Source organism: Streptomyces sp. NPDC029041, from assembly GCF_040637515.1.
Lineage (GTDB): Bacteria > Actinomycetota > Actinomycetes > Streptomycetales > Streptomycetaceae > Streptomyces.
In genome coordinates this window covers 386,730-407,622 of the sequence record NZ_JBEZWO010000005.1, presented here as the reverse complement: position 1 = coordinate 407,622, position 20,893 = coordinate 386,730, and the positions used below count along the sequence as shown (strand labels likewise).

General features: G+C 66.9%; 16 protein-coding genes, 1 tRNA gene and 3 pseudogenes. 10 read left to right on the top strand and 10 right to left on the bottom strand.

Annotated features, from left to right (window positions below):
- Positions 1 to 218: 218 nt before the first annotated feature.
- Complete coding sequence (locus AB0F04_RS15215) at positions 219 to 863, bottom strand: helix-turn-helix domain-containing protein (RefSeq protein ID WP_362041525.1); 645 nt, start codon at positions 861 to 863, stop codon at positions 219 to 221.
- A gap of 387 nt (positions 864 to 1,250) precedes the next feature.
- Between AB0F04_RS15215 and AB0F04_RS15210 the strand changes: the two genes are divergently transcribed.
- The 3 genes from AB0F04_RS15210 (at position 1,251) to AB0F04_RS15200 (ending at position 4,654) form a co-directional block, all read left to right on the top strand.
- The gene (locus AB0F04_RS15210; RefSeq protein ID WP_362041523.1) at positions 1,251 to 2,516 is read left to right on the top strand and encodes a M6 family metalloprotease domain-containing protein; all 1,266 of its coding nucleotides are present in this window, start codon (positions 1,251 to 1,253) and stop codon (positions 2,514 to 2,516) included.
- 165 nt (positions 2,517 to 2,681) lie between these two features.
- The gene (locus AB0F04_RS15205; RefSeq protein ID WP_362041521.1) at positions 2,682 to 4,388 is read left to right on the top strand and encodes an IclR family transcriptional regulator C-terminal domain-containing protein; all 1,707 of its coding nucleotides are present in this window, start codon (positions 2,682 to 2,684) and stop codon (positions 4,386 to 4,388) included.
- Positions 4,389 to 4,578: 190 nt separating this feature from the next.
- Positions 4,579 to 4,654 (top strand) — tRNA-Arg (locus AB0F04_RS15200).
- Between the two features lie 14 nt (positions 4,655 to 4,668).
- Here AB0F04_RS15200 and AB0F04_RS15195 read toward each other — a convergent pair.
- A pseudogene (locus AB0F04_RS15195) lies at positions 4,669 to 5,299 on the bottom strand (site-specific integrase); the annotation flags it as partial.
- A gap of 313 nt (positions 5,300 to 5,612) precedes the next feature.
- A pseudogene (locus AB0F04_RS15190) lies at positions 5,613 to 6,379 on the bottom strand (transposase).
- A gap of 177 nt (positions 6,380 to 6,556) precedes the next feature.
- Here AB0F04_RS15190 and AB0F04_RS15185 point away from each other — a divergent pair.
- On the top strand, positions 6,557 to 7,873 hold the full coding sequence (locus tag AB0F04_RS15185) for an SGNH/GDSL hydrolase family protein (RefSeq protein ID WP_362041519.1): 1,317 nt from the start codon (positions 6,557 to 6,559) through the stop codon (positions 7,871 to 7,873).
- Between the two features lie 283 nt (positions 7,874 to 8,156).
- On the opposite strand, the gene AB0F04_RS15180 is transcribed toward AB0F04_RS15185, so the two are convergent.
- Positions 8,157 to 8,975, bottom strand: a complete 819-nt coding sequence (locus AB0F04_RS15180) for a hypothetical protein (RefSeq protein ID WP_362041517.1) — start codon at positions 8,973 to 8,975, stop codon at positions 8,157 to 8,159.
- A gap of 2,218 nt (positions 8,976 to 11,193) precedes the next feature.
- Between AB0F04_RS15180 and AB0F04_RS15175 the strand changes: the two genes are divergently transcribed.
- Positions 11,194 to 11,700 carry a hypothetical protein gene (locus AB0F04_RS15175; RefSeq protein ID WP_362041515.1) on the top strand — a complete coding sequence of 169 codons (507 nt, stop codon included), beginning with the start codon at positions 11,194 to 11,196 and terminating at the stop codon, positions 11,698 to 11,700.
- An 859-nt stretch (positions 11,701 to 12,559) separates the two neighbouring features.
- Entirely contained in the window at positions 12,560 to 13,171 is a 612-nt protein-coding gene (locus AB0F04_RS15170; protein WP_362041513.1) for a hypothetical protein, read from the top strand.
- Here the strand turns inward: AB0F04_RS15170 and AB0F04_RS15165 are convergent.
- Both AB0F04_RS15165 and AB0F04_RS15160 read right to left on the bottom strand, forming a co-directional pair.
- Positions 13,168 to 14,061: a replication initiator gene (locus tag AB0F04_RS15165; RefSeq protein ID WP_362041955.1), complete on the bottom strand. Its 894-nt coding sequence runs from the start codon at positions 14,059 to 14,061 to the stop codon at positions 13,168 to 13,170. The genes AB0F04_RS15170 and AB0F04_RS15165 overlap by 4 nt on opposite strands.
- Positions 14,062 to 14,163: 102 nt before the next feature.
- Positions 14,164 to 14,352, bottom strand: a pseudogene (locus AB0F04_RS15160) (IS701 family transposase); the annotation flags it as partial.
- A gap of 109 nt (positions 14,353 to 14,461) precedes the next feature.
- Between AB0F04_RS15160 and AB0F04_RS15155 the strand changes: the two are divergent.
- Positions 14,462 to 14,866, top strand: coding sequence for a type II toxin-antitoxin system PemK/MazF family toxin (locus tag AB0F04_RS15155; protein WP_362041512.1), 405 nt, complete (start codon positions 14,462 to 14,464; stop codon positions 14,864 to 14,866).
- A 152-nt stretch (positions 14,867 to 15,018) separates the two neighbouring features.
- On the opposite strand, the gene AB0F04_RS15150 is transcribed toward AB0F04_RS15155, so the two are convergent.
- Positions 15,019 to 15,621, bottom strand: a complete 603-nt coding sequence (locus tag AB0F04_RS15150) for a hypothetical protein (RefSeq protein ID WP_362041510.1) — start codon at positions 15,619 to 15,621, stop codon at positions 15,019 to 15,021.
- A 542-nt stretch (positions 15,622 to 16,163) separates the two neighbouring features.
- Between AB0F04_RS15150 and AB0F04_RS15145 the strand changes: the two genes are divergently transcribed.
- Positions 16,164 to 16,571 (top strand): NUDIX domain-containing protein, encoded by a 408-nt coding sequence (locus AB0F04_RS15145; RefSeq protein ID WP_362041508.1) that lies wholly within the window; start codon positions 16,164 to 16,166, stop codon positions 16,569 to 16,571.
- Positions 16,572 to 16,720: 149 nt separating this feature from the next.
- On the top strand, positions 16,721 to 17,056 hold the full coding sequence (locus AB0F04_RS15140; protein ID WP_362041506.1) for a deoxyxylulose-5-phosphate synthase: 336 nt from the start codon (positions 16,721 to 16,723) through the stop codon (positions 17,054 to 17,056).
- Here AB0F04_RS15140 and AB0F04_RS15135 read toward each other — a convergent pair.
- Positions 17,053 to 17,223, bottom strand: a complete 171-nt coding sequence (locus AB0F04_RS15135; RefSeq protein ID WP_362041504.1) for a hypothetical protein — start codon at positions 17,221 to 17,223, stop codon at positions 17,053 to 17,055. The two genes, AB0F04_RS15140 and AB0F04_RS15135, sit on opposite strands and share 4 nt — an antisense overlap.
- Positions 17,224 to 17,503: 280 nt before the next feature.
- On the opposite strand from AB0F04_RS15135, the gene AB0F04_RS15130 reads away from it, so the two are divergent.
- A complete protein-coding gene (locus tag AB0F04_RS15130) occupies positions 17,504 to 18,343 on the top strand; it encodes a PIG-L family deacetylase (protein ID WP_362041502.1) in 840 nt (279 codons plus the stop codon).
- Between the two features lie 24 nt (positions 18,344 to 18,367).
- Here AB0F04_RS15130 and AB0F04_RS15125 read toward each other — a convergent pair whose 3' ends face one another.
- Both AB0F04_RS15125 and uppS read right to left on the bottom strand, forming a co-directional pair.
- Positions 18,368 to 19,786 (bottom strand): oxygenase MpaB family protein, encoded by a 1,419-nt coding sequence (locus AB0F04_RS15125; protein WP_362041952.1) that lies wholly within the window; start codon positions 19,784 to 19,786, stop codon positions 18,368 to 18,370.
- A 98-nt stretch (positions 19,787 to 19,884) separates the two neighbouring features.
- The gene (uppS, locus tag AB0F04_RS15120; protein ID WP_362041500.1) at positions 19,885 to 20,721 is read right to left on the bottom strand and encodes a polyprenyl diphosphate synthase; all 837 of its coding nucleotides are present in this window, start codon (positions 20,719 to 20,721) and stop codon (positions 19,885 to 19,887) included.
- Positions 20,722 to 20,893: the final 172 nt, after the last annotated feature.

Genomic DNA, 20,893 nt, shown 5'->3' with positions numbered 1-20,893 from the left:
CCACTTCGGGACTTCGTGACGGAAAAAGGTGACGAAAGGTGACGGCTCGTCCACGGGGACGGCCGCAGGGACTGTCATTCAGGGTTCAGACGGGTGGGACGGCCTGAACTCATCGGGCTGTGCGGATCCGGTCGGTGCGGACCGGACTTGGACTGGACTGGACTGGACAGAGCTGGCTGGAAGGGTCTGGGCTGCAGGGATCTGGCTGGACGGATCGGTCAGGGCCGGCGCAGATCCTCCAGGGTCACGGCCGTACCCGGCAGGACCGAGCGAGCGGGAGCCCGCAGTCCGTCCAGGAACAGCTGCAGGTGGCGGTGGACGAAACGGTCGGCCCGGAAGCAGTCCGTACCGGCCGGGGGCCGGCTGAGCTGGGCCACGGCGATCATGACGTCTCCCACGTCCACGTCGGACCGGAGCTGCCCGGCCGACCTGGCGCGGTCCATGACCAGGGCGATCAGCCGCTCGACGCGTTCGCGCGCGGCCTCCAGATCCGGGTGGTGCTGGTCGAACGTGCTGGAGACCATCGGGCACAGCGCGCTGATCCGCTCGTCGGCGGCGGCGTGCACGAAGCGCTCCAGCGCCTCGAACGCGTCGCCGGTCTCAGTGAGCGCGGCCTCGGCGGCCGCGGCCGTGCGGTCCATGACGGAGCAGACGACCTCGCGGACGAGTGCGTCGCGGTCCGGGAAGTTGCGGTACACCGTGGCATTGCCGACGCCGGCCCGGCGGGCGATCTCGTCGAGTGGCACCTCGGGGCCGTGCTCGACGAACATCTCCCGGGCGGCGGTGACGATCCGCTCCCGGTTGCGCAGGGCGTCGGCGCGGGGCCGGGGCACCTTGCGCGCTTCGGGGCTGGCGGTCTGCACGGCGTACTCCTCGCGTGGGAAAGCGGGTGGTGCTCCGAACCGGGGAACGGGTCCCCGTTTCAGTCGGACACATGGCTAAACGGGGAGTAGGTCCCCGGTATTTCCCGCTCCCGCGGAAATCCCTTGTGACCTGCCTCACAAGGAGACTGCACGCCATCCCGGTGGCTACCGACGGGAAACCCACGATCGGTCTCTTCCAGCGCGCGTCCCCCCACCCCGCGACGCAGGGTGATCGCATGGGTGCAGCCGGAGACGGGAGGCTGCCGCGGCGCGGGAGGTCCTTTGCGGGTCCCTTGCATACAGCCGCCGCCCCGGCGTCCCCGCCCGGGCGGCACCGGCCCGCCCGGCCGCCGGACACCCCGGCGCCGGCTGGCGGCCCTGGCGTGTGTGAGCGCCCTGACCTTCACCGTCAGCACCTCGGCCGGCACGGGCCGGCTCGTCCCCGGCGGCAGTACGGCGGGAGCAGGACCGGTCGTCCTGTCCCACACCCCCGCACACGGCCCCTGCATGATCCGCGGGGCGCACGAGGTCCAGATGTCCGAGGGCATCCCCACCGCCACCGGCTACACCCGCTCCACCGGCGTCGTCCACGCCCTCACCATCATGATCGACTTCTCCGACGCCCCCGGCGAGGGCGACGCCCGCGACCGCTTCCGCGAGTTCTTCCCGCAGACCCGCGAGTGGTTCCGCACCAGCTCCTACGGCCGCCTGGACTACCGCCCCGAGACGCCGATCCCCGGCTGGCTGCGGATGCCGAAGTCGTTCCGGGAGTACGGCATAGAGCGCGGGGCCCCGTTCGAGCCCGGCTACCGCACCCTTGTCCAGGACCTCGTGGCCGTGGCCGACCCGGAGGTGGACTTCCGCGCGTACGACCTGCTGAACGTCCTGGTGAGCCCCAACGCCGGCCCCTCCGCCTTGGACACGGTCCTGTCCGTCACCTTCGCCGGCAACCCGGAGGCCCCGGTGGCCGACGGCATCCCCGTGGCCAACGCGTCCTTCGTCTACTCCCGACAGGACGACGGCTCCGGCTCCTACGACCGCACGGGTTACCGCGTCCTCCCCCACGAGAACGGCCACGTCTTCGGCCTTCCCGACCTGTACACCGCGGAGGGCGGGGGCGCGGTCGGCCACTGGGACATCATGAGCGAGGACTGGGGCGCCAACAACGACTTCCTCGGCTGGCACAAGTGGAAGCTGGGCTGGCTCGACGCCGCCCAGGTCCACTGCGCGGCGTCCCCCGGCACCACGGAGTACACCCTGACACCGCTGGCCCGGGCCGGCGGCTCCAAGCTGGTCTTCGTCCCTCTCGACGGCCGCACCGGCTACGCCGTCGAACTGCGCACCCAAGCCGGCAACGACGAGGCGGTGTGCCGCCCGGGCGTCCTGGTCTACAAGGTAGACGCGGAGGTGGACACGGGCATGGGCCCGGTCACCGTCACCGACTCCCGCCGCAACAGCGGCGGCTGCACGCGCGCACCCAACGTCCACGCGGAGCTGTCGGACGCGCCGTTCACTCCCGGGGAGACGTTCCGGGATACGGGCCGGGGCATCACGATCGAGGTGATGGGGGTGGGGGCGGGAGTGGCGGGGGCGGGGACGGGGACGGGGGCAGGGGCGGACGGGGGGTATCGGGTGCGGGTGACGAGGGAGTAGGGGACGGGGGGGGAGGGGCCGCCGGGCTGACCGGCCACCCGGCCACCTGACCACCCGGCCACCGATCTCGGAGTACTCGGAGTGCTCGGACCACTCGGATCGCTCTGACCACTCGGATTACGGTGGGCTTGCCGCGATCGTCGCGAGCGCCGTACCGGAGAGCCGATGCCAGCGAACCCCATGCCCGAGTCCCAGGAGGGTGCCGCCGCGTCGGCCGACGAGTCGGGGCAGAGGGACGTCCCCGAGGAGTCGGTCGTCTCCGAGGAGGCGGTCGTCCCCGAGGAGGCGGTCACCCCCCTCATCCGCGGCATCGCGGTCCTGCGGGAACTGACTGAGGCGGGCGGCACCCTGAGCCTGAGCGGCCTGGAACGCGCCACCGGCCTCGCCCGCTCCACGGTGGACCGCATCACGGCCACGCTCGCCCGCATGGACTACGTCCGCTTCGACGGCCGGGACGTCCACCTGTCCCCGCGTCTTATGGAACTGGGCAACGCCTACCTGTCGGCCCTGCGCCTGCCCGCTCTGCTCGCCCCGCACGCGGACGCCCTGGCCGACGAACTGGACGAGTCGGTCTCGCTCGCGGTCGCCGACCTCGACGGCATCCGCTTCATCCATCAGGCGACCCGCCGCCGCGCGATGTCCCTCAGCTTCCGCATCGGCGACCTGCTCCCCGCCGAACGCACCGCGCCCGGCCCGCTGTTCGCGACGGAGTGGACGGACACGGACTGGCAGCGCTGGCGGCACCGCAGGGCGGCGGACCCGAGAGACCTGTCCTTCACGGCCGTACCGCCGCGCCGGTACGGAGCGGACGCGCGGGACGACGAGACGTTCGCACGCCGCACGCGAGAGGCGTCGGCGAACGGCTGGTCCCTGGACGACCAGCTGATCGAGCCGGGTCTGGTGGCGATCTCGGTACCGGTCCGAGCGCCGGGAACGGACGGCAGGATCGCGTGCGTGGCGAGCGTGGTCAGCCACACGAGCCGCCACACCGCACACCACCTGCGCACGACGCTGCTCCCGAGACTGCGGTCCGCGGTGGAGACGATGGAACGGGAACTCCGGAACACCCCGCCCCCCGAGTCCGGCCCTCCCCCCTCGGACCTGGCGCGCTGGACGGGGGCGTCCAAGCAGCAACTGGGCCGTGAGTTCATCGAATCCCTGGCCCGAGGCCTGACCGTCCTCACGGCGTTCGGCGAGGGCAGGCCGGAGCTGACCCTCACGGAGGTGGCCCGGGCGACGGGCCTGGCCCGGGCGACGGCCCGCCGTGCCCTGATCACCTACGACCACCTGGGCCTGGTGGCCCCGACGGGCCGCACCTTCACCCTGACCCCGAGGGTCCTCTCCCTCGGCTTCCCGCCCCTGTCCCGCACGTCCCTCCCCGAGATCGCCCAGCCCCACCTGGCCGATCTGACGTCCCGCATCCACGAATCGACGTCACTGGCGGTGCTGTCGGACGCCGGCGAGGAGATCCAGTACACGGCCCGGGTGGCGACGGCCCGGGTGATGAGCGTGAACGTCACGGTGGGCACACGCCTGCCGGCGTACGCGACAGCACTGGGCAGGGTCCTGCTGGCGGACGCGCCCGCCGGCACGACCCCGGACACCGCTGATGAAGGGGTCCTGGCCTCGGTCCGCTCGCAGGGCTACGCCCTGGTGGACGAGGAACTGGAAGAGGGCCTCCGCTCCCTCGCGGTCCCGATCCGCGACCGGTCGGGCCGGGTGGTGGCGGCCCTCAACACGGCGATGCACGCGAGCCGCCACACCCTGAGGGAGTGCGTGACGGACCTCCTCCCGGAACTGACCACCACGGCCACCCGCATCCAGACAGACCTCCACACGGCGTCCCGCTTCACCCGGGTCCCGGTGTCCTGACCTGCCCTGCCCGCCCCACCGGCTCCGCCCCCGACGCCCACCGCCCGCCGCTCCCTCCTGCCCCGCCCCCACACCCACCCGCCGCGTCTCCCTGACGTGACCCCCACACCCGCCCGACCCGCATCCGGTACGCTGACGCCTGTGGTCCTCCCAGACCACAGGCACGTCGCTGCTTGCGTCCACTGCCACTGCCTTCGTAGCTCAGGGGATAGAGCACCGCTCTCCTAAAGCGGGTGTCGCAGGTTCGAATCCTGCCGGGGGCACCAGTCAAAAGGCCCACCTACGACTTTCGTAGGTGGGCCTTTGACATCCACTTCTGACATCCACGCGGGCGGTCACTCGCGGATGGGCGTCTCCTGAGCAGGCGGTCCATGTGGCTCATGGCTTCGCGCTGGGTGTCCTGGACGACGTGGGTGTAGACGTCCATGGTGATGCTGATCTAGGAGTGGCCGAGGATCTCCATCACGACGCGGGGCGCGACTCCGGCCGCCGTGAGGAGGGTGGCGGTGCCGTGCCGGGCATCGTGCAGCCGGATGACGCGGAGGCCGGCGGACTGGGCGACACGGGTAAAGGAGCGGTACAGGTTGCGCGGCTCGACCGGACGGCCGGTGCGGGTGGTGAAGACGTAGGCCGACTCCTGCCACCTCTCCCCCCGCCTTGGCACGGGCAGCCGCCTGCCGCATGCGGTGCCAGCGCAGGGGCGCGATGCAGAGGGCGGGCAGAGATACGGCACGACGGCGGCGGCTCTTGGGATCGTCGTCATACAGGACCCCGCGGCGCCGCTGCGTCTGCTGCCGCACGTAGAGGACGCGATCGTCGAGGTCGACGTCCGACCACCGGAGACCGACGATCTCTCCCCGTCGGAGGCCCATGGCGATGGCGAGGACGAAGGCCGCGTAGAGCGAGTCTTCGTTGCCAAGCTCGTCGAGCCGCCCCGCACCGACAACCGCGAGCTGACGCCATGGACCCTCGACGAGATCCTCGACTTCCTCGCCGCCTCACGGAACCCGTCTGCCGTCGACCCAGGCAGAGCCGAGCAGACGCGGCCCCTGGCGTCCAGGTCGTTCGTACAGTGGCGCGCTCCACCTGGACGCCAGGAACCACGCCCGCTCCACGGTGTGTGGGTCGACGGCAGACGGGATGGGAGCTAGGGAGGGTGGGTCTAAAGGCTGTCCCGTAATCTTTGAGTCGCAATGGACTCCGTCGGCGCTTGTGGCCCGCTGCCTACCGGGCGAGGACGAGGTTGTGAAGACGGGCGATACCACGCATGGCGTGGTGGACGCCGTCGCCCCTGAGGCGGCAGTCACGCAGGATCTTCCAGCCCTTCATCCTGGCGAATACAGGCTCGACTCGGGCTCGGACCTGTTTGTGGGATGTGTTGTGCGCCTCCTTCCAGCCGGGCAACTCTTCTCCGCTGCGCCGACGGTGCGGGATGACGAGTCCGGTACCGGGATAGCCGCCGTCGGCGATCGTGACCGTGTTGCCGACGGCGGCGGCTGCGCCGGATTCTCCCACGCCTTGCAGTCGTTGCGGTTGCCGGGCACGGGTCGGCCGACGACGACAACTAGCCGGGTGTCGGCGTCGATGACGACCTGATGATTGGTGGAATATCGGTAGTTCTTGGACTGCGCAGCGATGCTGCGGTCGCGAGTCGGCACGAGGGTGCCGTCCACGATCAGCACGGCGTTCTTGCAGAACCGCTTGCGGGGCTGGAGCGCGAGCCGCGGCCCGAGGTCATCGATGATGCGGTCTGCTGCGGACTTGGAGATGCCGAAGAGTGGCGCGAGTTGGCGCATCGTCAAGTTCGTCCGCCAGTAGGTCACGACAAGCAGGACTCGGTCCTGTAGCGGCAGGCCCCACGGCCTCCCTCGGCGGACCGTATCCGCTCCCTCTCGGCAGAGCGCGGTCACTAACTTGGCGAAGCCGCGCGGACTGAGCCCGGTGAACGGGAGTATCCAGGACGACTCGGACGCCTTGATCACAGCAGCCATATCAAGATCATCGCAACAGGCCGCCACCATGTGCTCCGCGTCGACCTCACCTGGCGGAGCATGCGGGTCCGGCTCTGGTAGGGCCAACCCGAAGACGGATTCGGGGGACAGCCCTGGTGATCTCGGGCTCCAGGGACGCTGAGATCTCCTCATCACCCCTTTCCGAGGAGAGCCCCGATGCATACAGCAAAGCCGCACCCATGGAAGAAGACGGGACGACGAGGCACGTTCGCCGCCACCACAGCGGTCCTCACGGCGCTCGTTGTCTCGGCGGCAGCCGTGGCACACCAGGACGCGCGGCAGCAGCCGCGCGCCGCCGAAGAGGCGGTGTGGACCGGGGCATGGGGTACAGCCATGCAGCAGCCCGTCGAGGGCAGCGAGGACTGGGGCCCAAACTGGTCACGTCAGGGATTCGCCGACCAGTCCATACGCCAAGTGGTCCGTATCGCAACCGGCGGTTCCACGTTAAGAATCCGGCTGTCCAACTCCTACGGCACCACGCCGCTGCGGGTCACTGCCGCGACCGTCGGCCGGTCCGGCGGCGACGCGCAAGTCTGGCCCGGCACAGCACGCGCCCTGACATTCGGCGGTAGCCGGGGCACCACCATTGCTCCCGGGCGGGACATCGTGAGCGATGCCGAAGCCCTGAGTACCTCCCCGCTGGAGAAACTGACCGTCACCCTGTACCTTGCCGACCGCACTGGCCCGGCCACCTTCCACCGGTTCACCACCGCCACCTCGTACCGCGCCAACGGACGCCATCTGACCGACTCCGACGGCGCCGCCTTCAAGGAGTCCACGAACGCCTGGTACTTCCTAAGCGGAGTGGAGGTTGCCGGCCCCGCTTCCCCGCGCGGCACAGTAGTCACCTTCGGTGACTCGCTCATCGACGGCACAGGGGCCATGCCCGGCGCCGACAACCGCTTCACGGACAAGCTCGCCGAACGCCTCGTGGCCGCCCGCCGTCCGCTAAACATCGTCAACGCCGGCATCGCCGGAAACCGGATCCTCAACGACTCTCCCTGCTACGGGGACAAGGCCACGGCCCGCTTCCGGCGCGACGTACTCGACCGCCCCGGCGTGCGCGCGGTGATCATCCACCTGGGCGCCAACGACATCGGTGCCCCCGAGATGGGCGACCCCTGCATGGACCCCGCACCCCACGTGACCGCACACCAGATCATCCAAGCCCACAAAGAGCTGATCCGCGCCGCCCACGCCCGCGGTGTCAAGGCCATCGGCGCGACCATCCTGCCCATGAAGGGCGCCCTCTTCCCCGTTTACAGCAAGCAGGGCGAAAAGGTCCGGACCGCTGTCAACCACTGGATTCGCACCGGTGGCGCATACGACGCTGTCCTCGACGTCGATCGTGCCCTCGCGGGGCCCGCCGATCCCGCCCGGCCCCGCCCCGGCTACGTTTTCCAGGACGGCCTGCACCCTAATGAAGCCGGATTCCACGCCATCGCCTCCGCCGCCGACCTCAACACGCTCTGAACATCACTGCGCCGCAGCGTCCGGACTGCATGACACAACAAGTCGACTCGGCGGGCCGTGCCGACAATCCACACCGCAGCATCGACAGTTACGGGACAGCCTTTAGCTGCGCTTTTGCCTGCGCCTCTCATGATGTGAGTAACGGCGAATCGCGGCGGCAGGGGGAGGGTTGTTCCGTAAGCGCTGGTCAGTGCCGTGATCTTGCCGTCTGGTGTGATCACGGCGTTGAAGCGCTCGCTTGGCATCACGGTCGTAGGGCGGGACGGTGGAAGGGGCTTGACCCTTACCAGAGGGTGTCGATACGCACTAGCGAGATCGGGATGCGCAAAACCTGCGACTTGTCGAAATCATAAAGGTAATAGATCCCTTGATTTACGCCAAGGTAGATCAGGGAGCAATACTTTTCTTCCGCATCTGAGCATTCCGATTTTTTGAACTCCGCTTTTAGAGCCTCGAAACGCTGAACATACCTGGTCTCCACGCCCAAGAAACCGCCGTATCCTGTCACCTCTTCAAGGAGCTCCCCATTCTGCACGATCTCGGCAGCCCTAATCCCACTCCAAACCGCATAGGCAATCACCAAAGGGGGCAGCAGGATAACGGTAGTCAGTAGTGCCATTCTCTGCTTCCGTACACTTTGCATCACCCTCCGGGCACGAATCTCGCCACAGCGGATTACGAACCCTGCAACGGAGAGCGCAGCAAGCGCTATTACTGCATATCTGAACCAATCCTTAAAGTCCCATTCGGTGAAGAAGGTCAGGAAGAAGGATCCAGAGTATGCCAAGACCAGAGCTCCCAGGAGCGCTGGGAGGGTCCCCCTTGAGAAGAGCCAGGTAGCCCATACGCACAACGCCAATCCTGCACCAAATCCAACAAAAGCGCAAATGGCTCTCGCGATGGTCGTGGCGAACGTCATGCCTACATCTTCAGGGGTCATCCCCAAGGCAGAGTAGAAGGAGAGTTGGCCGAACCGGACCGCGCCATAGAGGGTAAAACCCATCAATGTGAGGGCCGTGTTAATCGAAATCCTATCGCGGTTTATGAGTTGATTCTTGTTCGCGCCACTCTCTTTTTCTTCACCATTGGAGATGCCGCCCACATTCCCTCCAGTCACCTTTATCTGAAGGTAATCGAGTTTATCTGAAGGTAATCGAGCTCGTCTTATTCGGCAACTTGGTAAGCCTGGATGGGTGACGGAACCAGCAGCCTGTAGCCGCCATATGAGATAGAGTTGTGCAATCCGCCATGGGCGGCGCGCCTCTTGTTGATCTTATTTAGGCAGCAGTAAAATCCGCCCTTGCGAATGAAGCTACGGGACCTCTCCGGATTCGGGTTTATTCGCTGACTCTGATTAGCGCTCCGGCTCAGGATGGTGGCGCCGGGTTGTAGGGTCTTTGAGGGGACTAGGACCTTCTAGAGAAGATCAGTCAAGCAGTACCTCGGAGCCGCGCCGTACAGCAGTGCAGTACAGCAACCCCAGGAACCGCCAGCACCCTGCCCCGGCTCTCATGGTCCTCGCGGAAGCCTGTATGACCTTCGCTGACCGATCCCTCTAGAGCTACGGATCAGATGCTGAGCCTCTGTAGCAGGCATCATGAGCCCGTGGGGATAGACGTGGAGCTGCACTCAGCACGGCCAACGCGTAACTGGCGCAAGTCGCGAGCGACGCTGCTACAGAGTTCGTACGGGCACGGGGACGCGTTGGCCGATGCGATCGTCTCGCTCCAGCTGCTCGGAGTGCCTGGGCGGCTGACCGCCGTAGATCTGTACGGGGACGCTCTGATGAACGAGCAGGAGGCTGCCGTTGCCCTCGGTGAGATCCCCGCTCTACGGCAACGGTGCACCGATGAGCGTCAGCTCGCTGCCTTGGACGACCTTGCAAGGGTGCTGGAGCCGTGCGCGAGCACTCCAGGCAGCTATCTGTGGTTCCAGGGCGACTGAAGCCGTGCCCCATCCGTGCCCGATAGACCGGTAACTCACGGGGAACCACGGTCGCCAGCAGGTACCGCACATGGGGAAGGCCCCCGACCGATGTTCCTGGCCAGGGGCCGTTCACGCTGCTCTCAGCGCGGAGGCGGTGGGATTTGAACCCACGGTGACATCGCTGCCACGACGGTTTTCAAGATCGCTCGTCTGAGCGTTCAGTGCGCGGATCAGCGCAGTTCAGAGCGCTTCCCTATTCTCTTTCTGCGCCTCGCCCGAACTGATGCACTGGAGGCAACACGCTCCACGACAAGTCCCAGCCTGCGCTGCCGCAGACGGGACTCCGCCCTGAGCGTTAGTTCCTCCGGCGACGTCCCTGCGCATAGGGACCGTGGCGATCATGTTCCCGCCATTCCTCGTCATGGGGGTCGCGGTCTTCGCCGCCCGCGTTGTCTTCAGGAGTCGAAATGTGTTCCCCCCTGTTGACCTTGGCCAGCAGCGAGGCGAGGGGATCAGGGGGGCCATCGCTGAAACGATCGGAGCCGCACTCGGGCGGCGACCCCGACTCTGTCCCGTCGTGACGCGACCGTGATGTACCGCTCATGAGCAGCCCCCTCCGACTCACTGAGATGCACTCGAGATCTTTCCCTGGCAGGTCGTGGGTAACCGACTTCGACCTTGCCAGTGCTGTGCAATCTTGCCGGAAGCCGACCGCCATTGGACACACTCCGAACCTCAACGTCCGTCCGTACGCTGCGCGTTGACTTCGCCGCAGCGGCCGGGAATGTGCGCCGTCAACGCCGGAAGACCTCGCGTCTCCGGTTGATCTTCTTCGTCGGACAGTCGATCCCGTGCCAGATCGTGCGGGGAACCGCGGGGACCGGCGGGACCAGGCCGCCGGCCAATCAGGCCCCGCGCCCACTCCGCCGCAGTCCAGCCACGCAGCCCCCACTGAGAACCCAAGCTTCCCAAGCTGAGGGCGCAAGTAACCGATCTACCGACAGTCGGCCCTATGAGACGCCGGCCCAGAGGGGCTCCGCTTCAGAGGCCGAGGAGACCAACCCGTAGCCCGATGGAGCGCTCAGCTTCCACATCACTCGGTTTGACGTGACGTCTCTTCAGTACAAGCAGCCGAGTGCCGACAACCGCAACAATCGGCACAGCCTGAAAGCGCCCGAAGAGGACATCAAGAGGCGCCGTGCGACCACTACTGATCAATCCGCGTAGAGGTACGGATCTGAAAGTGGCGTGGGCTACTCGGGAGCAGTGAGTGTCTACAGCAGAGAAGTGAAGAAAGGTATCACTGTTTCGAACGTTCGTTTTCATTTCCATTCCCCTAGACCAGTGGAATAATAAGTGATCCAGCTACAAGGGGGATGGGGGCAGCGGTCGACATGGCACAGCAATCCGCCAGGGGTCGCCTTTCGGGAACGTGGACACACACGTTCGACGGAAAAGGGGCCGTCAAGGGGATTGGCGTCTGGGAATTGTCGCGCAATGGCTCTTTCGCTTTCCGGTGGAGGGAGGCCAATGCATTGATGAAAATGAATTTCTCATCATGGAGCGGAGAGTGGGATGTCACTGACGCCGACCCGCTACGACTCCACCTCAATGCAAAGAAGGTTCGTGCGCCACTCCAATACGCGATCGATGCAGCGTACCTTGTAAATCCAGGTACGGCCCTTATCGCGGGGTTTCGTGCCGCTATGGTGGCGGTGAATCACGCTGGAGGAAACAAAATGAAAGGCGCAGCGATGCGCCTTCAGGTAGATCTACAGGAAATCGGGGATGGCCCTGACGAGCTGAGGCTCGTACTCGATGACCTCAGCTTCGCGAAGCTGAGCTATTGGCGGATTCTGTTGAAAGACGAAACTTCGAGCATCAATTGGCATCGCTTCTGAAAGCCCAGTACAGCAACCACAGCAACCGATCCCGTCCGGTAGCGCCTCCCCGGGACCGCCAACCGACCGGAATGACCGGCGCTGACCGATCCCGATTGGAGCTACGGATCAGCAGGTCTCTGAAATCCATAACTGACATCAACGGCGCCGGACGGAGGCGTACCCCAGCGGCCTTGTCCGGCCGTCGTGTCAGTGAGCGGTGGCAGCCGAAGCGGGCCCGGATCAAACTCCTAAAGCGGGTGTCGCAGGTTCGAATCCTGCCGGGGGCACAGCCAGAAGGGCCAGCTCAGGAAGGGTTTCCTCCCAGGCTGGCCCTTCGTCGTTATCGGGGGCGTGCCACACGCGTGCCGCTAATGCCGCGTAGCTGCCACCTCTCCTAGCCGGAGACCCCTCCCCCACCGTCGGGAAGCATGACCTCGAGTCGATCGACGATGGCCCGGTCCCGGTCGCCGGTCATGGGGAGGTGGATCAGCACGGTCCGAGAGCTGCGGTGCCCGATCCGCGTCATGAGCCCCAGCGCGCTGGCCCCAGCTGTGGAGGCCAGCGTTTGCCCGTGTGCCGCATATCGTTGAAGTCCGTGACGCCCAGAGTCTTCCGGGCCTTGAACAGTCGTCCCGTCAGTTGCTCCGCCGCTGTTGTCCACCTTGTGTCCTGACGAGAACCGCCCGTCGCGGCCGGGAGCGGCGAAGTGCTCCAGGTAACGCGTGACATCATCTAGACAAAAAGATGACAGTGGGTTTAGTAGTGTGTCAGCTTCGGCCCGTTGAGTATCCAGTAAGGGGGAGGGATGTCATCTCAGTCGGTCAGTGAACGAGTGAGCACATCTGTTGTAATGCTCGTTTTAGGCACGATCGCAGACGTGACTGCTGCCGTGCTGTTTTTGGTCTCGTCGGATACGAGGAGCTGGCTGCGTGAACACTACATGAGCCTTGCCATTGCGGGCCTAGCATTAGTGGCTATCGTACTGACCCTCTCGAACATTCTAGTATCCCAGAAATCGAAAATTTCTGATCTCGAAGCACGCTTGGCCGAGCCATCCACTCATGATGCGGACATGTTCCAAGCTATTAATCAGCGCGCATCCCCTCAGAGTGATCTACTCGTCTGGCTACGGAATGGTTTCCTGGTGACTTCCTATGAAGGTAGCCAGCTCAGCCTACTGGACCAGTTCATCGAATTCTGCGACAGAGATCCGAGGGGATTCGATGACGCCGAACTAAATACGATGTATAAGGACTTGATCCAGAGATTTGGGACTCTTCGCGATCGAATCGGCCCGAATATCTTCCCTGTCCCTCACAGTAGCCGGTACACGATTCCGCCAGAGTGGCGGGATGAGCGTCCTGAGGTGCACCACAAGGCGGTTCAGCAGATTTCCACTGCACATGACGAACTTTTGAAGGCATACGACGCCTTCATCGTTTCGGCTCAACGCAAGCGCTTCAGGAGTCACCTGGAGGCTACCAACTAGGGTGGCGCCGGGAGCCGGGCGGCAACACCAGCACGTTCTCCGTACCGAGACAGCCGATCGCGCACCGTTCTCAGGCGCCGGACGAGCCTCACTGCTGGCCAGCGGAACCGCCGAATGATCTCTTGAAGCGCGTCGCAGGGGCAAATCCTGCTGCGAGCACGAAGAAAGCGCCAGCCTGGAAGAATTTTCCTCCCGGCTGGCCCTCGCCGTGTGCAGGTCGTGTCACTAAAGTCCGCGCGGAATCCACATCTCCGCCGCGGAAGCCAAGCATGTGGGCCCATCTCCCGCAGGCGGAGGTGTTCGAGGTCCTTGCGTGCGCCGAGGGTCCAGGCGGTGCGGATGAGTCGGCGGGCGTGGTCGCTGATGTCGAGTTCGGCGAGTTCGGCGAGTTCGGCGAGTTCGGCGAGTTCGGCGAGTTCGGCGAGTTCGGCGAGTTCGGCGAGTTCGGCGAGTTCGGCGAGTTCGGCGAGGAACCTTAGCGGCCTGTCCAGAGCTCCCGTCGCGGTCTCAGCGCCTTTGGTGGCGTACTTCGCGATGTACGCGGCGACGGCTCGTTCGGTCAGTTCCTGGCGCCGTCGAAGTCGGCCGAGCGGATGGTGCGCACGTCGAGCTGACGGCCGAAGGTGAAGGCATGCGCCCGCCCGTCGATGACCGGGCCGTCCACGCGAGCGGCGGCGGTGGCCGGCCTGGATGGCGTCGGTCAGCAGCTCGGCCGTGGCCCAGGCAGGTGGCGGGGTGTCGCCGCCCTCGGGACCGTCGATGCGGATGACGGCATGGGAGTGGACGGCTTCGCGCTTCTGGTTCTCGGCGACCTTGGCAAAGGGCACCCGGGCGTACTCACGGAAGGCCCGCTGAGGGAGCCCGGCGCGCTTGGCGACCTCCCGGCGCAGGTAGGTCGAGAAGCGCCGCCACAGCGGACCGGCGTGCGCGAACAGAGCACGGCCGCTTCGTAGTCGTAGTTGTCCGGGTCGAGCGGGGTGCCGAATGCGGGTCGTCCTATCCCCGGCCCACTCGGCGATGGTCCAGCAGTTCTTGCGCCGCAGGTCGGACAGCAGGCCGAGTACCAACTTTCGTTCCATGCGCCGGGATTTGATGCGCGTGAACCGTCCCGCTATCCGGCTCATCAAGCCTTCGAACGCTTCCTGCCAGCGGGCAGGGTCTACGCTGTGACCTGCGGCCACCTTATGATCGTTTGTTTTCACACGCCGATGATCAACAGTGGCCGCACCCGTCTCCACAGCGCGTCAGGGTCGCGCAGCGTCTGTCTGCCGTCCTGGATCTGGAGGACTTGTGCAACGTGGCGAAGTCTGGTGGGTTCAGTTCGACGAGCGGAGGCTGGTCGTAGTTCTGTCGGGAGAGGGCACGTCGGGGATCCGGGTGATGCAGGTTGTCGCTCCGGCAAGCGTCGACATGAGCGGTCTGGGCATCGAAGTGACGGTGGGCGCCCGTGAAGGACCTCCCTTCGAAGGCGTGCTGCGGCTCGCGTTGCCGCGTCCCGGCTTCACCCCGTGCACGTGGCTGACCACCGTGTCCCGAGACGACCTGATAGAGCGGGAGACCGTCCTGTCCTCGGCGAAGCTCAGCGAAATTGACGAAGCCCTTCAACTCGCTGAACAAGCGCAGGAGTGGACCCCGGCAACCACCGCGAAGCTCAGCGAGATAGGGGACGCCCTCCGTCTCGGTGAACCCGGGTAGACGAAGAAGAAGCCGACGCCCGCGACGGCGTGGGCGGTCTCGGGCGAGATAATCCATGCTGGCCCCCTGCCGCCTCCGCGCGCTTCACCACCGAGATAACGATCTACGGCTGGAGTATGAGGGCACAACCGCAGGTCACCAGCATGCCCGGGTTAGAGAAGATCCCGCCAGAAGGGGGCCGTCGCTCGCGGGCTCCAGTCATCGTCGACCTCGCTCCGCGCCTCGTCGAACTCCTGATGCATGTAGTCGGCCAGGTCCCGGCCGTAGTAGATGATGTCGGTCTGCCACATCGAGAGCACCGGATGCCCGAAGCCTCCCCGGCCGGCAGGCAGGTATCGGTGGGCATACACGGGCACCAGCACCGGCGCCTCCGCCAGATGATGCCGGGCCGTAGCCAGTGCCGCCGTTCCGTCAGCTGGGCGCTCGCCCCAGCCCTCGTACCAGAACCCGTTGTGCTCGACGTCGAGCAGAACGCCCTCGACCGGCCAGTCGAGCTGTCGACGCAAGCTGTCCACATCGCCGCCGCGCCACTCCGGCCAGGGCCTGGACCAGGTCTGCCCGTCCTCGGGAGGGACGTTGACCGGGAGGCCGGCCGCAAGGAATGCTCGGTGATCGTCCGCGAACTCGAAGCCGTAGTCGCGCTCGATACGCGTGAACTCGGCGTCCGTCAGCCCCGGCTCGAACTCATAGAGGCCTGTGTGTGCCAGGCGGCGTGCGGCCTCCGCACCCAGGCGTACTCCCTCATTGCTGATCACCGCCGCACGTTAGCGCCGGCCGCAGCCGATCGTCACCCGAGTTATGAGTGTCCGTCTCCTTCCGTAACGGGCACGCTCGTTCATTGTGTGCGGGGCGTTCACCTGGGTTCATGGGCGACTGACTGCCAGGACGTGTGCGCAAAAGGGTGTTGGTCTCGCGCGGCCGAGCAGTGCGGCGTTGCGACCCGCGTGATCGACGAAGCCCCGCACGACTGCCGCACCAGAACGAGCGGAGAAACAGCGGGGAACCACGGCGAAGCGGCCCACCCCGGAGATCAGTAACCCAACGTTCGCCAAGGTGCCATAGCCGGTGCGCTTGCCGGCATCGTCGCAACGTTTCGTCGTGGACCGAGACCGCTGGAAGCGCGCCCAACAGGCCGCCGCGCAGACGGTTCTGCGCGAAACCTTCGTGCCCCACTACGTACGCGTCTCATTCCGGCCGTCGCACAGTCGTTGAGGGCAGCTGGAGCGGAACTTGATCGAACTCCCCGTAGCGCTTGTGGCAGGTTCGGGTACCGCCGGGGCACCGATACGGTCCCGTCATGGCCAATGGCAGCGGTGTGCCGGAGAAGGTGGCGTGGGTCCTGGTCCGGGACGGTCTGGTGCTCGTGGCGCGTAGTCACGGCAGGGATCGGTTCTACCTGCCAGGGGGTCACCGTGAGCCGGGCGAGTCCGACGGCGAGACCCTGGTGCGGGAGATCGACGAGGAACTGCGGGCGGCGATCGACCCCCGGTCCATGGTGCACTTCGGCACCTTCGAGATCGGCGAGGGCCATCCGGAGCACGGTCCGTTCCGGATGGTCTGCTACACCGCCGATCACCGCGGCGAGCTGACCCCGGCACGGGAGATCGCCGAGAAGGCGTGGTTCCGCTACGCCGAGCGGGACCGCGTCTCCGTCATCGACGCGCTGGTCTTCGACGCGTTGTACGAGGACGGTCGGCTGGTCTGACCTCGTGGCCGCCGTGCGGGATCGGGGCGGAGGCCTTCCGGGCCGGAGCCGCGCCGGGTGCGGGTGTCAGTCACGTCCTACGCCCCTGCGTGGCGGGTGCGGCCGAAACTCCGTCGAGTCCGATCCTGCGACGGCTCTATCCTGGCCGCATGGCCCACGGAAAGACCTCGTATGTCTGCCTGCCCTGCCGGGCCTCGTACAAGCAGCCCTACCCCGGCCTCCACGACCACGACCGGGTCTGTCCACGCTGCGCCGAACCTCTGATCCATGTCGGCTCCGCCTTCGCGGCACCCAAGAGGCGGGACACCGCTGCCTGGCGTGCCCTTTCCGTGTTGCTGCACGCCGGTGTGCGCTTCCACAAGAGCTGTTGCGGCGGCCCCGGATACCGCCCACGCACCCTCAGCGAAGTGCGCGAGCGGATGGCCTTCGCCCGGGCCACCGGAGAACCCTTCGCTCAGGCGTTGGTCCGCCGAGACCTGCCCTAGCGGCCCGGAAGCGGGGGGCGCGCGGGTTGTCGGGCGGTCACTGGCGGCGCCCGCCCGGCCGTGAACCCCTCGCCGTCCTGGAACTCGATCACCACCCCGCTGTCGGCCAGGGAGATCCAGCACTCATACCCGCACTCCAGGATCGCGTCGGCCTGTGCCTCCACCATGCCCGCGAGCGCTGGGGACCTCCCCTGCGTCAAGTGCCCACGCACCAGTGCATACGCAGCAGGCTCCGCCTTTCTGCCCGGGGCGTGCCGAGAGGACCAAGCGGCCCCGTCGGGAACACCCGGCCCTGCCGGCGCGGTTGGATCGGTCGAGGGACCGGTGGCGCGCGGGCGGCCGGCTCGGGGGCCCGGTGGTCGTCCGGTTCACCAGGGTGGGCCCCAGGAACGCGGTAGGCCCGCCACGCACTCGGACCGAGACGTATCTCTCCAGGAGGACTGCTGCATGACTGACCGGCCCTTGACGCTCATGGCCGTACACGCCCATCCCGATGACGAGGCCACCGGAACCGGAGGGGTCCTGGCGCGGTATGCGGCGGAGGGCGTCCGCACGGTTCTCGTGACGTGTACCGACGGCGGTTGCGGTGACGGACCGGGGGGTGTCAAACCCGGCGATCCCGGGCACGATCCGACGGCGGTCGCCTCGATGCGCCGTCGGGAACTCGAGGCGAGCTGTGACGTCCTGGGAGTCAGCGATCTGGTGACGCTGGATTACTCCGACTCCGGGATGATGGGCTGGCCGAGCAACGACGCCCCCGGGTCCTTCTGGCAGACCCCCGTGGAGGAGGGCGCGGCCCGGCTCGCGGAACTCATGCGGCAGTACCGGCCCGACGTGGTCGTCACCTACGACGAGAACGGCTTCTACGGTCACCCCGACCACATCCAGGCCCACCGGATCACGATGGCGGCGCTGGAGATGACCGCGACCGCTCCGGCACCGAAGGTGTACTGGACCACGATGCCCCGCTCGATGATGCGGCGGTTCGGTGAGATCATGCGCGAGTTTCATCCGGACATGCCGGAGCCGGATCCCGCCGAGGCCGCCGCGATGGCCGAGATCGGCCTCCCCGACGATGAGATCACCACGTGGGTGGACACCACCCCGTTCAGCGGCCAGAAGTTCGACGCCCTGGCCGCGCACGCGAGTCAGGGCGAGAACATCTTCTTCCTCAAGATGGGCAAGGAGAAGTTCGGCGAGTTGATGGGCATGGAGACCTTCGTACGGGTCAAGGACGCCACCGGCGCGGCCGTACCCGAGAACGATCTCTTCGCCGGACTGCGTTGATCCGCTCCTCCGGCCGGCCGGCCGTCATGCCTGTGCGAGGAGCGGGTCGTAGGGGGTGGTGCGTCGGCGGCCGGTCATGAAGGACAGGAAGTCCTTGATGAACGCGCTGCGCGTGTACTGCGTCTCGGTGCCGGCGCATCCGGCTGTGTCGCGCCGGAACGCCGTGCGGAACAGGGCGCGGTATTCGTCCGCGTCGATGAGCTGGTCGCCGTCCTTGTCGGTGGCGTCGAAGAGGACTTCGGCGACTCTGATCAGTGCGGGTCCGGCCAGGGAGGGCACGGCCGCGGCGTACTCCTGGGCGCTGACGCGGCCGTCGCCGTCGGTGTCGAGGGCCGCCTGCAGTTCGCGCCACCAGCCGGCGAAGGCGTCGTAGAGCCGGGTCTCCTCGGGTTCGTCCAGGTCGAGGCGGCTGGACAGCTCGCGGGCCATGGCGGCGAGGTCGGGCCAGTCCAGGTAGCCGTTGCCGGTCTGGTCCAGCACCTCGGTGAAGAACTGCTCGGCACTGCGCCGGGTCGTGCCTTCCTGGGCGGGCTCCGGTTCGGGAGGGAGAGGGGTGATGAGCCGGATGAGGGCTGCGGCCCGGTTCATCTTGTCGCGCAGGGCGGTGATCGTGCGTGATCGGGGGTCGTCGCCGTCGTGGGAGAGGGACAGCAGGTCGATGATGTTGCCTGCCTGGAGCCAGCCGTCCGGCAGCAGGCGGGCCAGGTTGGCGGCCAGGTAGGCGCCTTGCATCAGGGTCTGGGTGCCGGGCAGTTCCGGCAGTCCTGCCCGGCGGCGGAACGGCTCGGGCAGGGACGCCACGGTGATGGCCCCGATGAGGGGACCGGCGACGGTGCGGCCGGCCGCCCACAGGGTGGGCAGGCCGTGCAGCAGCGGTGGGGCCGGGAGGTGGTCGAAGAGCTTGTAGAGGACGATGCGCATCGCCTCCGTGTTCTCCAGCTCCTCCTCCACCACCCGGTCGTAGTAGCTCCAGAACTCGTGCAAGGAGGGCGGCAGATGGCCCTCTTCGTCGCCCATGGCCGCGAGGAACGCCTGGAACTCCGCGTACAGCCGCTCCATGGCCTGCTGGTCGAGGGGCTGGCCGCTGAGCCGGCACATGGTGACGGCGCTCTCGAATATCGTCGCGACCACCCAGGCCCGTACCTCGGGGTCGAGCGCGTCGTAGGGGCGGCCTTGCTGGTCGGCGCCGTTCAGCCGGGCGTGCAGGCGGTTGAGCCGGGCCGCCTCCCGTTGCCGGACCTGGTCGTCGGCGCCGAACATGCGCTGCATGCTCAGGAGGGTGTTGCGCAGCCGTCGCCAGGGATGGGCGACGAACGTGGAGTTGTCGAACAGGGCGCCCCCGATCTGCGGGTGGGCCGCCTCCAGGACGGTCGCCCGGACCATGGCCAGTGCCCAGCGGGGGTCGTTGAAGAACTCGTGGAACTGTGATCCGGGCCCGAACACCGACGCTGTCCCGCCTGCGGTGTCCGGCTGCTGGAAGCCGTCGTCGCTCTCCGTCCCGCCGGCACCGGTGCTGCCGAGGGGGGCACTGTCTGGGTGGGTCACGGTCGGGGTTCTCCGTCCTGATGGTTTAGATGGTTTCGGTGGTCCTGAGGGTTCTGATGGTTCCGATGGTTCTGATGCGGTAGCACGCCACCGAAGCGGCGTTCCCGTTGCCGATAGGTGTGCAGGCACTCGAGGAAGTGCGGTGCGCGGAAGTCGGGCCACAGAACCGGTGGGAACACCCACTCGGCGTAGGCGACCTGCCAGAGCATGAAGTTGGAGATGCGCTGCTCCCCGGACGTCCGGATGACCAGGTCGACGTCGGGGGTGTCGGGGAAGGGCAGGTGCGCGGCGAAACTCTTCTCGTCCACCGCCTCGGCCGGCACTCCGCTGCGGATCAGTGAGCGCGCGGCCTCCACGATGTCCCTGCGCCCGCCGTGATCGAAGGCGACGGTCAGCGTCATGGCGCGGTTGTCGCCGGTCAGGGTCGTCAGGTCGGCGAAATCCCGGGCCAGTGCCGGGGGGACCCGCGCGTCGGTCACGCCGAGGAAGCGGCAGCGGATGCCGCGCGCGTGCAGCAGCGGGGCGTGTTTGCGCACCACGCGGCGCACCAGATGCATGAGGAAGTCGACCTCGGCGCTCGGGCGGCGCCAGTTCTCGGTGGAGAACGCGTACAGGCTCAGCCAGCCGACACCGGCCGAGCGTGCCGCCTCGATGACGTCGATCACCGCCGTCTCCGCGGCACGGTGGCCCGACGTCCGCGGCAGTGACCGCTGCGCGGCCCACCGCCCGTTGCCGTCCATGACGCACGCGACGTGACGGGGAGGGCTGCGCGGCGGCTCCTCTCCGCCCGGACCGGATGAGGTGGATGTTCCGACAGTCTGCCGCTGTGTCACATGCGCCCCCCGCATAGGCCGTGACGTCTCCCCGAGGTGGTCGAAGACCGGGCCGGGGTCGTTCAACACCGTTCATGAGAGTGCCAGTTCACGTCCTCGCCGACAGCGTCACGTGTGACTTTTCACCCTTGGTACGTCTGTCCGAGCCGGGTCCGGTGGGGTGGTGCGGCAG

Coding starts and splice junctions, on each gene's coding strand:
- AB0F04_RS15205 (WP_362041521.1), top strand. CDS start 2,682: ATGCCAGCGAACCCCATGCCCGAGTCCCAGGAGGGTGCCGCCGCGTCG.
- AB0F04_RS15145 (WP_362041508.1), top strand. CDS start 16,164: ATGGCCAATGGCAGCGGTGTGCCGGAGAAGGTGGCGTGGGTCCTGGTC.
- AB0F04_RS15175 (WP_362041515.1), top strand. CDS start 11,194: ATGGCACAGCAATCCGCCAGGGGTCGCCTTTCGGGAACGTGGACACAC.
- AB0F04_RS15185 (WP_362041519.1), top strand. CDS start 6,557: ATGCATACAGCAAAGCCGCACCCATGGAAGAAGACGGGACGACGAGGC.
- AB0F04_RS15140 (WP_362041506.1), top strand. CDS start 16,721: ATGGCCCACGGAAAGACCTCGTATGTCTGCCTGCCCTGCCGGGCCTCG.
- AB0F04_RS15135 (WP_362041504.1), bottom strand. CDS start 17,223: ATGGTGGAGGCACAGGCCGACGCGATCCTGGAGTGCGGGTATGAGTGC.
- AB0F04_RS15130 (WP_362041502.1), top strand. CDS start 17,504: ATGACTGACCGGCCCTTGACGCTCATGGCCGTACACGCCCATCCCGAT.